The organism is Pseudanabaena cinerea FACHB-1277, assembly GCF_014696345.1.
GTDB classification, from domain to species: domain Bacteria; phylum Cyanobacteriota; class Cyanobacteriia; order Pseudanabaenales; family Pseudanabaenaceae; genus Pseudanabaena; species Pseudanabaena cinerea.
This window is the reverse complement of the sequence record NZ_JACJPY010000087.1, coordinates 1-17,076: the sequence shown is the minus strand read 5'-3', so window position 1 is coordinate 17,076 and position 17,076 is coordinate 1. Positions and strand designations below refer to the sequence as shown.

Genomic DNA, 17,076 nt, shown 5'->3' with positions numbered 1-17,076 from the left:
GCTTGATCGTCTAACAGTTCAGTTAGGGGAAACTTGATCATGTTTATGTCTGTTGTTGCGTCAAAACTTTTTTCCTATTTTACCATTTCACCTATTTACCCACATGAGCGATCGGGTTTCGTTCACAACAAAGCACTCAAAAATGAATTGCTTCGTTGGTGAGTTCCGAGAAGTTATTGGCGATCGCAAAGATGAGTAGTTATTAAGCGATCAGTGTATAACACATCATTGGAGCGGACAATACAAAATATTTCGGCGTTAATTGAAGTGCGATCGCCGATTTTGTAAGGTGCGTTCATGAAATTGTAACGCACCTTACTTTGCCTGAATTTGAGATGCCTTGTACGATACTAAATTCACACAACCCAGCAAGATTTTTGAGGATAGCCAAGTGACAATCAGAAATCTTGCTGGACTAATCAAAAATTTAACTAATCCATAACCAGACCTAAACCTTTAGTCGTCACTTCCCCCTGTACTATCAATGGTGAGCATTGCCTAAGATCTATAACGAGACTTTGTGTGTTATCCCGATGGAGGTTCTAATCAAGCTGAGACAAGAGATTTGAATTGAAAGAATTACCAATTAGTTGGGCTAGTTGAACGAGTTCTTGTTCTTTGTATTGATATTTACCTATGCGTTCGCTGGCGATCGCCTTTTCCGTTTGACTTTAAGTTGAATCTAACTCTTACAAACAACATCATGGCAACAACATCTGTTCGCTTCTCTCAATTTAATGCTTCCCTAAATCGTAATACTCAAGGTCAATTAGTTACCGACCTTTCCACCCCCAATAACGCTCAGGCTAAAGCAGTTGCCGAAATTATTCAGCGCAATAATCCTGATGTACTGCTTATCAATGAGTTTGACTATGTAGCTGCAAATCCGCTACAACCAGTTCAACTACTTCAGCAAAATTACCTTGGAGTGAGCCAAAACGGAGCTACTCCTGTTAATTATCAATATGCGTACATCGCCCCTTCCAATACTGGTATTTCTTCAGGCTTCGACCTTAATAATAATGGTGCTACTGTAACCACAGTTGGCACATCAGGATATGGCGATGACTCGTTTGGGTTTGGTAACTTCCCTGGACAATTTGGGATGTTGCTGTTGTCCAAATATGAGATTGACACCGCTAACATTCGCACTTTCCAGAATTTTCTTTGGAAGGATATGCCGAATAGTCTGCTCACTAACGATCCGACTGTTGACAATCCTGCAACTGCGGTCAATGAGAATTTGAATGGATTCTATTCTGCCCAAGAAATTGCCGTATTGCGTCTGTCTTCTAAGAGTCATTGGGATGTGCCAGTGAAGATCAATGGCGAAACCGTGCATTTGTTAGTCAGCCATCCGACACCGCCAACCTTTGATGGTACTGAAGATCGCAATGGCAAGCGTAATGCTGATGAAATTCGCTTTTGGTCTGATTATATTACCCCTGATAAAGGTGGTTATATTTACGATGACAAAGGCAAAAAGGGGGGGATAGCCAATGGCTCTAGCTTCGTAATCATGGGCGATCAGAATGCCGATCCTCGTGATGGTGATAGCTTTAATAATGCTATCCGTCAATTGCTATTGAATCCCAACATCAATACTAATTCCACTCCTGCGAGTTTGGGTGGTGTGCAGCAGGCTGCTTTACAAGGCAATGCCAATAACAATCACAAGGGCAATCCTGCCTTTGATACGGCGGATTTTGCGGATGGTGCGCCAGGGAACTTGCGAACGGATTATGTGCTGCCTTCAACGGATTTGCAAATTACCAACTCGGCAGTTTATTGGCCTCTTAACTCCGATCCTAATTTCCCTTTAGTTGGTACTTTTAATGCTTCTCTACCAGGAGGCTTTCCTAGCTCTGACCATCGCTTGGTCTATGCGGATGTGCAGGTAGGCGCAACCCCAACAGGGAAAACTGTAACTGGCGCGACCTTGTTGGGAAATACTACCTTTGCCACGGGCTTTGTGCCGACTGGAAATGCCGCGAAAATTAATGGTGTAGATGTGCCTGTTGGCGGATTATCGGGTGTGACCTATGATGCTGTAAATAATCGCTATTACGCAATTTCTGACGATCGCTCTTCTAATGCGCGTTTCTATACCTTCACCCTCGATCCTGTGACCAATGCTGTCACGTTTACCAATGTGGTGCAGCTAAAAGATGCAAGCGGTACTCCTTTTGCGACAAACTCCCTCGATCCTGAAGGAATTGCTTTAACTAAGAATGGCACGGTATTTATCTCTTCCGAAGGCGAAGTCAGACCAGATCTTGGCGCAATTCGTGTGAGCGATCCTTTTATTAAAGAATTTTCGTTGACTACGGGTCAAGAAGTGCGATCGCTGCCGATTTCCACCAAATTCCGCACTGTGGTAGCAGACACAAATAACAGTGGCACTGTCAATGCTGGAGACACTCAGACGGCAGGGGTGCGGAATAACTTGGCTTTTGAGAGCCTGACCATTTCTCCCGATCAAAAAACGCTATACACTGCTACGGAAAATGCTCTGTTTTTAGATGGCGGCATCGCTACCATCTCTGTCGGAAGTAGATCGCGCATCGTTCAGTACAACCTTGCCAGTGGTCAACCTGAAAAGGAATATCTATACGTTACTGATCCAATCGCTAAGGCTCCTATTGGTGGAACTGCGGCTGATAATGGTTTGGTAGATTTATTAGCAATTGATAATCGTGGAACTTTACTTGCTTTAGAACGCTCTTTTGCAGTCGGACAAGGCAACACGATCAAGATTTATGAGATTTCTCTGCAAGGTGCTACTGATATCAGCACAATTGATTCCTTAAGTAGCTTGACTACTGACCAACTAAACGCGATCGCACCCACCCAAAAACGCCTGCTCTTGAATTTGGACTCGTTAAACTTGCCCAATAGTGACGGCAATCACCCAACAGGTACTGACAATATCGAAGGTATTGCTTTTGGTCCTAAGCTTGCCGATGGTCGTCAGTCAATTGTGTTGGTCAGTGACAACAATTTCAACGCCACTCAGTTCACCCAAATCTTAACCCTGAGCGCCGATGTCATTCCCACAGTTACGCCAACTGTGGAAACTCATCCCGCACTTTTAGATGATGACGCACTTCCCTTCAGCCAACGCGCCGATGCGGATGATCCAGCCATCTATGTGAATGCCACGGACTCTTCCAAAAGCCTTGTCGTCACCAGTGTCAAAAACGGCGGTTTGCGAATCTACGATCTCGCAGGCAATCTTTTACAAACCATCAACCCTAGCAATCCCAACATCCGATACAACAATGTGGATTTGCAGTATGGTTTTACTCTTGGTGGTCAAAAGGTTGATATTGCCGTAGCCAGCGATCGCAATAATGACAAACTCGCTATCTTTAAGATTGATGCCAATGGTACTGGTGGTAATTTCTTAACCAACATTACCGATGCCAACGCCGCCACGATTTTCCAAGGTGCACCCTTCACAGGTGAATTTGATCCTGACTCCATTAGCGCCTACGGACTCGCAATTTATCGTAGTCCAGCTACTCAAGACTATTACGTTTTCACCAGTCGCCGCGAGACTGGCGATATTGCTCAACTCAAACTCGTTGACAAAGGCAATGGCGCGATCGGCTATCAGCTAGTTCGCAATTTCACCGTTCCCACCATTGACGGTCGCGATCCGCAAACCGAAGGCATGGTTGTCGATCAAGAGACAGGCTTCCTTTACATCGGTCAAGAGAATGTCGGTATTTGGAAATATGAAGCCGAACCCAACAGCAGCAATGCAGGTATCTTGATCGACAAGGTAAAGTCCTTGGGCGGTAAGAATCTGATTGAAGATGTTGAAGGATTGACTATTTATTATGGTAAAGATAGTGCTGGTTATCTCTTTGCTTCGAGTCAGGGCGACAACTCCTTTGCCACTTACTCCCGTGAAGGCAATAACGATTTTATCGGTCGTTTTGCGATTGGCAACAATGGCAGTATCGACAGCGTGCAGGAATCCGATGGGGCTGATGTGATTAACGTGCCTTTGGGCGCAAACTTCCCCTTTGGTGCATTCATTACCCAAGATGGCAGCAACAATCCTGCGGTATTAGTGGAAGATGATGGCGAATTGGAGAATATCAGCAGCAACTTCAAGTTCGTTCCCTTTGAAAATATTGCTAATGCTTTTGCAACGCCTCTAACAATCGATACCGCCAGCTACAATCCCCGTAATCCTCAAGCGAATTCTTTGCTCAACGGTGTGGCTAGCGGCGATACGACCCAAACTTCTACAGTGCTTTGGACTCGCAGTAATTTTACTGGCAATGTCAAATTTGAGTATTCGACTAAAGCTGATTTCAGCACGATCGCTGGTACAAAAACAGTCACCGTTACCAATCCTCTGCAACCCGTTAAGGTTGATGTCACTGGACTAACCGCAGGTACTGATTACTTCTATCGCGTCACCGATGCGGCGGGGGATGTTGCCACGGGCAAATTCAGCACGGCGGCGGCGATCGGCAAGCAATCGGGCTTACGCTTTGGAGCCACAGGCGACTGGCGCGGCGAAATCGCTCCCTATCCAGCGATCGCCAATGCCGATGAACGCAATCTCAAATTCTTTGTGGAACTAGGCGATACTATCTACGCCGATTACGCTTCTCCCGCCGTTCGCAATGCCGATGGCACAGAAAAAGCGCAAGTCACTACCCTTGATGAATACCGCGCCAAGCATAGTGAAGTCTATGGTAGCCGCTTCGGGCAAAATTACTGGGCAGATTTGCGAGCTTCCACTTCCATCGTGGCAACCATTGACGATCACGAAGTGGTTAACGACTTCCAAGGCGGTCAAAATGTCTCAACCCTATCAGCCGCCAGTCAAGCTCTGTACGGTGCAACTACAGGATTAGTCAATGATGCGCCCCTCTATGAAAATGGCTTGCAAGCCTTCCAAGAGTACAACCCCATCCGTGATGAATTTTACGGCGCTACAGGCGAAGCGCGTACTGCTAACGAACGCAAACTCTATCGCGCCAATACCTACGGCTCTGATGCGGTGAATATCGTTCTTGATGCCCGTTCCTTCCGCGACCCTGGGTTAACCAATGTCACCAACCTCAACGATCAAGTGCAAGTTGGTACATTCCTAGCTAAGTCCTTCGATCCTAGCCGCACATTCCTCGGTCGTGTTCAAGTCGAAGATCTCAAGCGTGACCTTCTCCAAGCCGAAAAAGATGGTGTGACATGGAAGTTTGTTAATCTGCCTGAACCTGTGCAGAATTTGGGCGTACTTGCTGCCAGCGATCGCTATGAAGGCTACGCCGCCGAACGTACCGAAATCCTCAAGTTCATCAACGACAACAAGATTAGACCTGTTGGGAAATAGTGATAAGATAAAAAACATAAGCAACGCGATATAGACGATGTTAAACATAGAACGCATCCTCAAGCAAGATCGATTAGTAAGAGCCACGACGGGGCTAAACCTAAAAGCCTTGAAAGCATTAGAACCAAGCTTTAAGGAGGCATATCAACAAAGTCTAATCAAACCCGAAAAAGAGAGGAAACGTCAACTAGGGGGCGGACGGAAACCGACTCTAAGAACAATATTAGACAAAATGGTGTACATATTGTTGTACTTAAAATGCTATCCAACCTTTGACCTGATGGGAGTATTGTTTAACTTTGATAAGTCATGCGCCCATGAGTGGGTACATCGATTACTACCAGTATTAGAAACAGCCTTGGGGAAAAAACAGGCTTTGCCAGAGAGAAAGATCAACAGTATAGGTGAATTTCTGGAGAAGTTTCCTGAAGTAAAAGAGGTAATAATTGATGGAACAGAAAGACCAGTACAACGCCCCAAAGACCCAGAAAAGCAGACAGAGCATTATTCAGGAAAAAAGAAACGGCATACCCGCAAGCACACGACAGGAAGCACTCGCAAGAAACGGGTAATTTTGTTGAGCAAAGCCCGTCCAGGCAAAGTGCATGATAAAAGGCAATTGGATGAAGAAGAGTGGATCGAAAATATCCCTGATGAAGTAGCTATAGAAGGGGATTTAGGGTTTCAGGGATTGCAAAACGAGTTTGTGAATGTACATTTACCCCATAAAAAGCCAAGGGGTAAGGAGTTAACTGATGAGCAGAAGCTGGAGAATCGAGAATTCAGTCGCCAACGGGTAGTATGTGAACATGCACATGCAGGTATCAAGCGTTGTCGGTCAGTGACCGATGTTTATAGGAATCGTGTGCCTGATTTCGATGATCACCTCATGTTGAATGCTACTGGGTTATGGAACTTATATTTAGATGCTGCTTAAAGTTAGAGAAATGACGGAAAACCTGTCCAGCTTTACCTTTTATTTCCCAACAGGTCTATTAATAACGTAGTCTTCATCGCTGCTGACATTCACGGCACATTAGTTAACAACCTCACCTATCAGCTAGGTGTCGGACAAGCGCAAATTGCTACCAATGCCTTTGAAATCACCACTGGCTCCGTTGCTTTTGATGCGCCCTTTGGACCAACGGTCGCCGATCTTGCGCTGGCGGCTGGTCTCATTAATGCTCAGGGCAAAGCCTTTTACGACTCACTCCCAGTTGCAAATGATGCCGATAGCGCTCTCAACGATAAGGATGACTTTATTAAATCCATTGTGGATGGAGGTTTAGCACCTCTCGGCTACGATCCGCTAGGTCTTAACAACAACCTCGCTCAAGCCAATGGTTTAATCAAGGCAAAACTGCTACAAGGCGACTATGTGGCAACTCAAACCTATGGCTGGACAGAATTTGACATCGATCCAACCACCCAAAATCTCACCGTCACTACCTACGGCATTAAGCCCTACACTCGTGCTGAACTGGAAGCCAATCCTAGCTTGATTACTAGCCGCACCCCTGCGATCGTCAGCCAGTTTGAGGTGGAAGCAAATCAAGTGATTGCCGAAGCTAAACTCTCTAACGTTGGCTCGACAAATAACGATGATCTGATTGCTGCCACTGGTCAAGCCTTTGACGGACGCAGCAACATTGTGTTTACGGGCGCTGGCAATGACAAACTCGATCTGCAATTTAGCCCACCCTTTGCAGTTGGCAACAATCGCATCGATGCAGGCAGCGACAACGACATCATTTATGTCAGCCAAAACGATGTTGTCTTTGGTGGATCGGGCAATGATGAATTCTTTGCTCAAGAAGGGAAAGGCGGCAATCGGATGTCTGGCGGTGCTGGTAATGACTTCTTCTATTTAGGAGCAGGCGATCGCGCCCTTGGTGGCGATGGCAACGATCAGTTCTTCGTTAGCTCTGGTGGTAATAACTTGCTCTCAGGCGGCGCAGGATCTGACATCTTCAACATCATCACTGCGGGAACGATTCCTTCTGCTGCAAATACGATTATCGATTTCCAAATCGGCACTGACAAAATCGGCATCTCAGGAATTAGCGCAAGCGCTCTTTCACTCAGTCAGGTTGGCGCAAATGCGGTGATCGCTACTGTCGTTGGTGGTCAAGCGATCGCAACTCTAACTGGAATTCAAGCATCTAGCTTGAGTTTCGCTAACACTGCTCAGTTTACTTTTGCTTAAAACGAGCCTTTTAAATGGGGGATTTATTCCCTCATTTTTTAGTGCGATAACTCATGCTACAGAGAAGGTCTTAAAACCTCTCTTGCCCCCCTTTTCCCTTCATGGGAGAAGGGGCTGGGGGATGAGGGCAGATTTTCTATCTCCCTTAGATGAGCTATTTAACGTCCCTTCCCCTTTTTACTTTTTACTTTTTACCTTTTACTTTTTACTTAAAAAAATGGCAGACCCAATCGTTACTCTCAAAGGCTTCGCTTCTTTGCCCGCCGATACATTCTCCGAAGGACCAAAATCTGGCGCGGCTGTGACCAACCCCACCAACGGTCGCCCCACTCCCTTCCCTAGCCAACCAGTCCAAGGCTTTAGCGGTGTTCAATTTGCCCCTGGTGGCGATGGTTCCGTATTTTGGTTTCTGGCAGACAATGGCTTTGGAGCGAAGGGTAATAGCGCAGATTTCCTATTGCGTTTGTACCAAGTCAATCCTAATTTTGCAGGAACTGAAAACGGCGATCGCTCTGTAGCCGTGCAGAACTTCATTCAACTCTCTGACCCCAATAAATTAGTTCCCTTTGATATCGTCAACAAGGCTTCAGCAAAGCGCGAACTCACAGGAGCCGACTTTGATGTAGAATCCTTTGTCTTTGATGCTAAGGGTGACATTTGGGTGGGTGATGAATTTGGAACCTATGTACTGCACTTTGATCGCAATGGGGTTCTACTCGATGCTCCTTTCGTGACTCCTAACCCCGTTAAGCTCAATACTCTCAACGGTCAAGCCCCCATCGTCATCGGACATCGCGGCGCAAGTGGTGAACTTCCCGAACACACGATTGAAGCTTATCGCTTGGCAATTTTGCGCGGTGCAGATTTCATCGAGCCAGACTTGGTATCGACTAAGGATGGAGTTTTAATTGCCCGTCATGAACCAATCTTGGGCGGTACAACTGATGTGGCTTCGCGCCCCGAATTTGCCAGCCGTAAGCGCTCTGGCGTGATTGATGGCGTAACCTACAACAACGAATTTTTCGCCTCTGACTTCACCCTCGCCGAAATCAAAACCCTTCGCGCTGTCATGCCCCAAGGCTATCGCGATCAAGTATTCAACGGTGTATTGGAAATTCCCACTTTTGCGGAAGTGATCGACCTCGTGAAAGAAGTCGAAGCCCAAACTGGCAAGAAGATCGGTATTTATCCCGAAACCAAGCATCCTACCTTCCACGATGGCTTAGGTTTGTCATTGGAAGAGAAGGTTATTGATACCCTCAAAGCTAAGAACTTCACCGATCCCAAACGTATCTTTATTCAATCTTTTGAAGTCAGCAACCTCAAGGATCTCAACAGTAACATCATGCCTGCGGCGGGGGTAAATATTCCCTTAGTGCAGTTGCTTGATGCTTACGATGTGGACTACAACACAGGCGCATTGGTTTATCAAGACGAATATGCCCGTCCCTATGACTTTACTGTTGCAAATGATCCTCGCACCTATGGCGATCTCCAAACTCCTGCGGAGTTAGCCAAAATTGCTGAGTATGCTGAGGGGATTGGTCCTTGGAAACGGATGATCGTGTCGGTCAAGAATGTCGATGCGAACAACGATGGTAAGGCTGATGATTTGAATAACGATGGCACAATCAACGATGCCGATCGCGTTACCCTTGCTCCTAGTAACCTGATCAATGATGCCCATGCCAAAGGTTTGTTTGTCCATACCTATACCTTCCGCAACGAAAGCCGCTTTCTTGCTTCTGATTACAACAACAATCCCGAAGCTGAATATCGCCAGTTTATTAATTTGGGTGTAGATGGTTACTTCACTGACTTCCCTGGTACTGGTGACATCGTTCGCGATCGCATTACCGATACTCAAGTGCGATCGCCTCAAAATCCTGTGGTTCTCTCCACACCTAAATTCAACACCATCGATGGCAAAGCCCCGATTGTGATCGGACATCGCGGCGCAAGTGGCGATCGCCCAGAGCATACCCTCGCGGCTTACAAACTAGCGATCGCTCAAGGTGCTGACTTCATTGAGCCAGATCTGGTCGTCACCAAGGATGGTGTTTTAATCGCCCGTCACGAGCCGATGTTGGCAGTACTCAATGCCGATGGAACGCTCAACACCACCGACACCAGCACCGATGTCGCCACACGCGCTGAATTTGCAGATCGCAAGAAAACCAAAAATCTCGATGGAGTCAACCGCACAGGTTGGTATGCCGAAGACTTCACCCTTGCGGAAATCAAAACTCTCAATGCGATCGAGCGGATTCCTGCGCTACGCGGTACGGAATTTGATAATGACAAGCTCAAAGTTCCCACCCTTGCCGAAGTGATTCAACTGGTCAAGCAAGTGGAAGCAGAAACTGGTCGCAAGATTGGCATCTATCCCGAAACCAAACACCCCACCTTCTTTCAACAGCAAGGGATTAATACCAGTCAACTTTTGGTTGATACCCTTAAGGCGAATAACTTCACCGATCCTTCCCGCGTTTTCATTCAATCCTTTGAGGTCAGCAACCTCAAAGCGCTGAAAAATACGATCATGCCCACCGCAGGAATTAACATTCCTCTCGTGCAGTTGTTCGGTGGTTCGGGACAGCCCTATGACTTCGTAGTAAGCGGCGATACTCGTACTTATACCGATCTATCCACTGCCGCAGGTCTAGCGGAAATTGCCACCTATGCCAAGGGTATTGGTCCCAACAAACAACGCATCATTCCCCAATTGACCGTTGATGCGAATAGCAATGGACAGCCCGATGACCTGAATGGTGATGGAGTTATCAGCGATGGCGATCGCGTGTTGGGTAATCCGACAACCCTAATTGCCGATGCTCACAAGGCAGGGCTGCTCGTCCACCTCTACACCCTACGCAATGAGAGCTTTTTCCTACCCAGCACCTACAACGGCGATCCTGCGGCTGAATATCGCAAATTCATCGATTTGGGCGTAGATGGGTTCTTTACAGACTTCCCCCGCACTGGGCGATCGGTATTGGTCAATGATTACCTCAAAGGTACTGGTTACACCGCCTCTACCTCCAACTTCACTACCGTTAGTCCCGTTGGCTTCGACCCTAATAATCCTTTTTACGGCGATTTGGTAACGGCTAATCTCGGTGGTTCCAGAGGTTTTGAAGGCATGGCTTTCAGCCCCGATCGCCAAACCATCTATCCATTGCTTGAAGGTACAGTCGTTGGCGATCCTGCTGGCTCTCTGCGGATTTACAAATTTGATGTCGCCACTGAGAAATATCAAGGTCTAGTTGGACGCTATCAACTCGCCAATCCAGCCAATGCGATCGGTGATTTTACCCCCGTCAATAACAATGAGTTCCTGATTATCGAGCGTGATAATGGGCAAGGTAGTACCGCCGCTTTCAAGAAGATCTTCAAAGTAGACTTCAGCAAAATCGATGCGAACGGATTTGTATCCAAAGAAGAAGTTGCCAATCTTCTCAACATCAAAGATACCAACGATCTTAATGGCGACGGCAAAACCACTTACACAATGCCGTTCCAAACTATCGAAGATGTATTAGTACTGGACAGCAAAACGATTTTGGTTGCCAATGACAATAACTATCCATTCTCCGTTGGTCGTCCCCCTGCGATCGACAATAATGAGATTGTCGTATTGGAACTCGAAAAACCCCTTGCCCTTGATTCTCGCTTGGGTGTGGCTGCTGCTGTTGCTGAAGCGCCTAGTCTCAATGCAGGAACTACAGGCAACGACAAGGCGATCGCCAACGATCCCACCAGCAATATCAAAATCGATGGCATCAACGACACGATCTTTACTGGTGCAGGCAATGATGAGATCGATACCGTCTTTGGTGTCAACTCTCCATTTGCAGGCAACAATCGCGTTGATGCTGGTAGCGGCAACGACATCATCTATGTCAACCAAAACGATGTTGTCTTCGGTGGATCGGGCAACGACATTTTTGAAGCTATAGATGGCAAAGGCGGCAACCGTATGTCTGGCGGTGCTGGTAATGACTTCTTCTATTTAGGATTTGGCGATCGCGCCCTTGGTGGTGATGGTAACGATCAGTTCTTCGTTAGCTCTGGTGGTAATAATTTACTATCGGGCGGCGCAGGATCGGACATCTTCAACATCATCACCGCAGGCACAATTCCTTCTGCGCCAAATACGATTATCGATTTCCAAATTGGCACTGACAAGATCGGCATTTCGGGAATTGCGGCAAATGCACTTTCAATCAGTCAGGTTGGTGCGAATGCGGTGATCTCTACTCTCGTTGGTGGTCAAGCGATCGCCACCCTAACTGGAATCCAAGCATCTAGCTTGAGTTTCGCTAACACTGCTCAGTTTACTTTTGCTTAAAATTAACCTTTAAATGGGGGATTTATTCCCCCATTTTTTATTGTGCTAAGGATTAGCAATGCTGATTTGTAACCAGAATTCCTTACTTACTGCGATGCTTACTGCGATCGCAAGATTTTAACTATTTTTGAGTTCGATTACTATAACTCTGGGAATAGGGTTATTTATTGGAATATACAATCAAAACCCCACTAGTCACCATTAGTCCGCCTAACTGGATACCAAAAGTTAGGGGGTCGCTTAATAAAATATGAGCTAAGAAAATACCAATAATTGGCGATAGTAATAAGAAAGAAGAAATTGTGTTAGCACTATAAAGTTGAAACAATTTGGCGCGAACAACATAAGCTAAACCATATACTATTAACCCATTATAAAATAATGCGATTATTGGCATTAGAGATACATTTATACTAATTGGATTTTCAAAGATAATAGTTCCTAAATAAAATAAAGGGACGCTCAATGAAATTTGCCAAAATGTGGCTTGGATTGGTGACACATAAGTGGTGACTTTACGGATGTGTAATATTAATAAGGCGATCAAAAATGAAGTAGTGATTAGTAGAATGTCACCAACCCATGTTATTGCACCCCCTGCATCTAAGCGATCGCCAAATACAGTTAATAATCCCGCAAAACATACAATTAGCCCTAATATTTTCATTGTTGAAAGTCGTTCTTTAGGGATTCCTAATTTATCAAATCCAATGCTATTAAAAATCACCACAAAAAAGGGATGACTAGCAATAAATATCTCGGCGCGACTAGCTAAAGTTGAATTTAAGCCAATCAAAGCTGATGCCATTAAGAGTGTAAATAAAGCTCCAGATATTAAATGTAATTGCCATATTTTCTGAGAAGGAGGGCGCAAGTTAATCTTGGCAATTTTACCGTAAGTATATAAAGCAATACTGGTTAATGTAAAAGTTATTGAAGCAAATAATAAGGGCGAAAATCCTTGCAATCCAAATTTCATGGCAATGTTGCCACCGCCAAACATGGTAGCAACAATGATACTAATTACTACCGCAACTACAGAAATTTTTGTTTTATGTGCTTCTGGTTCTTGATTCATCGTTTTTTCTTAGTTTTGGTGTAATGTTACTCTATCTAAGAATTTTTAATGTACAATAAAGTACAAAAATCAGGAAGTCATAGTCAATGGGAAGTAACAATGGCAAGTAACAATGGCAAGTAACAATGGCAAATTCCTAGTCGGCAACACTAAACGTAATCCAATTCGATCTACTGACGGGACTCGCACATCAGTTACTGCTGGGAAAGCTCTAGTGGGAATCCAAGATATTTTCACTGGTGCGGGTAACGATACAGTTGAACTCGCCGCTAGCGCGATCGCTACTAATAACCGTGTTGATTTGGGTAGTGGTAATGACACGATATTGACAGTTGCCAACTTCAGGTTCAGCTAATTACACATAATCATCGGCTCATGTTATGCCAATCCTCAAAAGTGTGACTATACTTTTGTGAATTGAAAACCAATCCCAGTATGATTTTTTAAATGAAGGAACGGCATAGCCATTTCTTCATTTGGTATTATCTTTGCGTAGTGTGAGCTACCAAACTCATTTTTTATGCTATACAGAAAATATCACACGGAATCATAAAGGAATCATAAAGGAATCATGATAGTGGCAAAATACTTTAATCCCTACACAGATTTTGGATTTAAGAAACTGTTCGGCGAAGAGGGCAGTAAAGATTTGCTCATCGATTTTCTCAATCAACTTTTACCAACCCATCATCAGATTCAACAATTAACCTTTAAAAATCCTGAGAATCTCGCCGATACGATCGCCGAGCGCAAAGCCATATTTGATATCTACTGCGAAAGTAAAACTGGTGATAAATTTATTGTGGAAATGCAAAAAGCAAAAATCAAGCATTTCAAAGATAGAACCTTGTTCTATTCCACCTTCCCCATCCGCGAACAATCAGAAAAAGGTGACTGGAATTTCTATTTATTACCGATCTATTTTATCGCAATCTTAGATTTTGAGTATGACGAAAATACCACATCTAAATTTAGGCGCGATGTATGTCTCAAAGATCAAGATGGCGATATTTTCTTCGACAAACTAAACTTTAAATTTTTGCAAATGCCCCTATTCAATAAACAAGAAGATGAATTAATAACGCATTTCGATAAATGGCTGTACTTTTTAAAGAACCTAGAAAGCTTTAATCATATACCTGCAATACTAAATGAGCCAATTTTTCAGAAGGGATTTGAGATTGCCGAAATATCCCATTTAAATGGCGAACAGTACGAACAGTATAAGAAAAGCTTAGTGCAGTATTTAGAAGTAAAGAATGTATTTGACACTGCTTTTGAGGAAGGAGAAAGGAGTGGCATTGAGAAGGTTGCTAAGGCATTGAAAGAACAGAAGGTAGCTATGAGATTATTGTAGAATCGACTGGCTTATCCTACGAAGCTATTCAAAGAATCTGAGTTAACAAAGTCGTTGCTCACTTTCTCGGAAGCTGGCAAAAATGTCGTCTACGATGATGGGTTGGCTTATAACTTTATCGCTCATGGAGAAAATCAGGTGAAACGTGATTTAACTTAAAAAATCGTTTGCCAAATACAAGGATCTCAGATGACCTTTTTAGCTAACTTCACCTACTTACCCATATGAGCATTTTTTGTTTGATGTTCATATCTAGCAGCTACACAGCAAAGGTCATTGACTGCTAAACTAACATAAGCAAAATTTAACGATTAACCCCAAGATTGAATCGATGCCTCAAGATACTGTTGCCAAAGTTGCGACCTCTGCCCTGAATATCACTACCGAAGAAGCTCTAGTCGTCTATGAAGACATGGTACTAGGGCGCACCTTCGAGGACAAGTGCGCGGAGATGTACTATCGCGGTCGGATGTTTGGATTCGTGCATTTGTATAACGGTCAAGAGGCTGTAGCCACTGGCGTGATCAAGGCAATGCGCCCCGATGACTATGTATGCAGCACCTACCGCGATCACGTCCATGCCTTGAGCGCGGGTGTGACTGCCAATGAAGTCATGGCAGAGCTATTTGGTAAGGAAACAGGATGCAGCAAAGGGCGCGGCGGCTCGATGCATATTTTTTCTGCCAAGCACAACTTTTTAGGGGGCTATGCCTTCGTTGCTGAAGGGATTCCTGTGGCATCAGGAGCAGCCTTTCAGTCTAAATATCGCCGCGAAGTGATGGGCGATCCGAATGCCGATCAGGTTACTGCCTGTTTCTTTGGTGATGGCGCAAGTAATAATGGTCAGTTTTACGAAACGCTAAACATGGCGGCGCTCTGGAAGTTGCCAATTATTTTTGTGATCGAAAATAATGATTGGGCGATCGGCATGAAGCATGATCGTGCTACCTCTGATGTGCGGATTCACAAAAAAGCCGAAGCCTTTGGGATGCCTGGCTATGAAGTGGATGGCATGGATGTGATGGCGGTGCGCGAACGGGCGCAGGAAGCAATCCGCCGCGCCCGTGCTGGTGAAGGTCCAACGGTTTTGGAATGTATGACCTATCGCTTTCGCGGTCACTCCTTGGCTGACCCTGACGAGTTACGCAGCAAGGAAGACAAGGATAAATGGTTTGGACGCGATCCGATTAAGATCTTTGCTAGTCGCATTATTGAGCATGGTTTGGTAGAAGAAAGCCAGTTGAAGGCGATCGACAAAAAGATTCGGAATGAGATCGAAGAATGTGTGCGATTTGCCGAATCTTCGCCAGAGCCAGATGCTAAGGATCTGTTCCGCTATCAATTTGCAGAGGACGAATAAACGATGAATGCCCTAGAGTTTTTTCAGAAGAGCGCTGGCAATTGGCGATCGCAGCGTACTACGCACCATTTAGCATTTCGCCGCGCCGAAAAGGGTGGCTCAGAAATCTATGTCAACCCCTTAAATGCCGATGATCCTAAAGTGATCGAGATCTGCCAAATGCATGAAATCGATCCTAAGGCAGCGATCGGCGGAGCCTATGTAAAGTGGGAAGGCACGATGGCTTGGGATAAGGAGGATGAGGAAAATCATACGGGTGAGACCGTGTTTGCCCTAGTGCCTGATGACGAGTCTGGGCGCAAGGGGAAGCTATTGCGGGAACGGGGCTATGCGGAGGTTGTGCCAGTGGCTGGTCACTATGAAATCGATCAAGAGGATGCCCTAGTCCTGATCACCGAATATCCTTCCATGAGTTCCTATGAGCGTTTCTGGTTTCCTGCGCCAAACGTGCGGGTACGCGCAAGTACAGTCAAGCGCTTTGGTGGTTTTAGTACGGCGACATTCTGCACCGAAGAACGCGATGCTGATGAGCAAGCAGCGATCGCCTCAGAAACACCAGAATCCCCCGCGATCGCCTCAATTTTTGGCTGGTAGGCAAATCACAAACCCTAGCTTCGTTGGGGTTTGTGATTTTCATTGAGGGATTTGACTAGCTCAATACTTGTAAAAATCGCCGCTTCACAGTCTCTGGTAACATGGGGAAAGTCTCAAGCAAATTCAGTAGTATCACGACTATTTCCTAAATTAATAAAACCTGCATTTCTCTGTAAATCGTAGATACCATGAGGGATGATTACCTCATCAGCTAAATTGATAAAGTCACGGTCTAAGACCTCTCTTGCTTCGGTTGTGTAGAGTTTGCCTGCTGGATACGGATTGCCAATGTACTCTTTTTTTTAGCATCTGCACTGATAATTGGGTTCCCTGCTTGTCGATTGGAAATAATAGAACGTAACTCTAAAGGCAATTGTCAACTTCAAGTACCATTAATTCAAAAATATATTGAATCAATAATATTCAACCATCACTAGACCAATGAAATCATGAAAGAACTGCGCGATCACTAAAATCGTACAATATTTAAAAATCATATTGACCTATGAAAAAATACTTCAACACCGCAGGCCCCTGCCAACCAGACATTCACTATATGCTCTCATCCACAGAGCGAATGCCTCAAATTAAATCGCTAATCGATCAACGCAATTACTTCGTGATCCATGCACCGAGACAAGTCGGCAAAACCACCGCCATGCTCACCCTTGCCCAAGAACTAACCGCCAGTGGTGAATATACCGCCCTCATGGTGTCTGTTGAAGTCGGCTCCGCTTTCCCAGATCAACCCGAAATCGCGGAACAAGCCATCCT

The 17,076-nt window shown here is 45.2% G+C and carries 10 protein-coding genes and 2 pseudogenes; 9 read left to right on the top strand and 3 right to left on the bottom strand.

Annotated elements, in window-relative coordinates; all coding sequences use genetic code 11:
- Positions 1-173: 173 nt before the first annotated feature.
- Entirely contained in the window at positions 174-299 is a 126-nt protein-coding gene (locus H6F44_RS23630; protein WP_277874138.1) for a hypothetical protein, read from the bottom strand.
- Positions 300-703: 404 nt separating this feature from the next.
- On the opposite strand from H6F44_RS23630, the gene H6F44_RS19015 reads away from it, so the two are divergent.
- From H6F44_RS19015 to H6F44_RS19000, 4 genes are all read left to right on the top strand, one after another.
- A complete protein-coding gene (locus H6F44_RS19015) occupies positions 704-5,356 on the top strand; it encodes a phytase (protein ID WP_190352600.1) in 4,653 nt (1,550 codons plus the stop codon).
- Between the two features lie 37 nt (positions 5,357-5,393).
- Complete coding sequence (locus tag H6F44_RS19010) at positions 5,394-6,293, top strand: transposase family protein (protein WP_190352599.1); 900 nt, start codon at positions 5,394-5,396, stop codon at positions 6,291-6,293.
- 336 nt (positions 6,294-6,629) lie between these two features.
- On the top strand, positions 6,630-7,562 hold the full coding sequence (locus H6F44_RS23295) for a calcium-binding protein (RefSeq protein WP_242016657.1): 933 nt from the start codon (positions 6,630-6,632) through the stop codon (positions 7,560-7,562).
- Between the two features lie 217 nt (positions 7,563-7,779).
- Positions 7,780-11,913, top strand: a complete 4,134-nt coding sequence (locus tag H6F44_RS19000; RefSeq protein ID WP_190352598.1) for a glycerophosphodiester phosphodiesterase family protein — start codon at positions 7,780-7,782, stop codon at positions 11,911-11,913.
- 160 nt (positions 11,914-12,073) lie between these two features.
- Here the strand turns inward: H6F44_RS19000 and H6F44_RS18995 are convergent, their stop codons facing one another.
- Entirely contained in the window at positions 12,074-12,991 is a 918-nt protein-coding gene (locus tag H6F44_RS18995; protein WP_190352597.1) for a DMT family transporter, read from the bottom strand.
- A gap of 112 nt (positions 12,992-13,103) precedes the next feature.
- Between H6F44_RS18995 and H6F44_RS18990 the strand changes: the two genes are divergently transcribed.
- From H6F44_RS18990 to H6F44_RS18975, 4 genes and pseudogenes are all read left to right on the top strand, one after another.
- Entirely contained in the window at positions 13,104-13,346 is a 243-nt protein-coding gene (locus tag H6F44_RS18990; RefSeq protein WP_190352596.1) for a hypothetical protein, read from the top strand.
- Between the two features lie 219 nt (positions 13,347-13,565).
- A pseudogene (locus H6F44_RS18985) lies at positions 13,566-14,389 on the top strand (Rpn family recombination-promoting nuclease/putative transposase).
- A 290-nt stretch (positions 14,390-14,679) separates the two neighbouring features.
- Positions 14,680-15,708, top strand: coding sequence for a pyruvate dehydrogenase (acetyl-transferring) E1 component subunit alpha (pdhA, locus tag H6F44_RS18980; protein WP_190352595.1), 1,029 nt, complete (start codon positions 14,680-14,682; stop codon positions 15,706-15,708).
- Positions 15,709-15,711: 3 nt separating this feature from the next.
- Positions 15,712-16,302 (top strand): phycobiliprotein lyase, encoded by a 591-nt coding sequence (locus H6F44_RS18975; protein WP_190352594.1) that lies wholly within the window; start codon positions 15,712-15,714, stop codon positions 16,300-16,302.
- 113 nt (positions 16,303-16,415) lie between these two features.
- Here the strand turns inward: H6F44_RS18975 and H6F44_RS24130 are convergent, their stop codons facing one another.
- The gene (locus tag H6F44_RS24130; protein ID WP_190352601.1) at positions 16,416-16,592 is read right to left on the bottom strand and encodes an ISAzo13-like element transposase-related protein; all 177 of its coding nucleotides are present in this window, start codon (positions 16,590-16,592) and stop codon (positions 16,416-16,418) included.
- Between the two features lie 215 nt (positions 16,593-16,807).
- Between H6F44_RS24130 and H6F44_RS18965 the strand changes: the two are divergent.
- A pseudogene (locus H6F44_RS18965) lies at positions 16,808-17,076 on the top strand (ATP-binding protein); the annotation flags it as partial.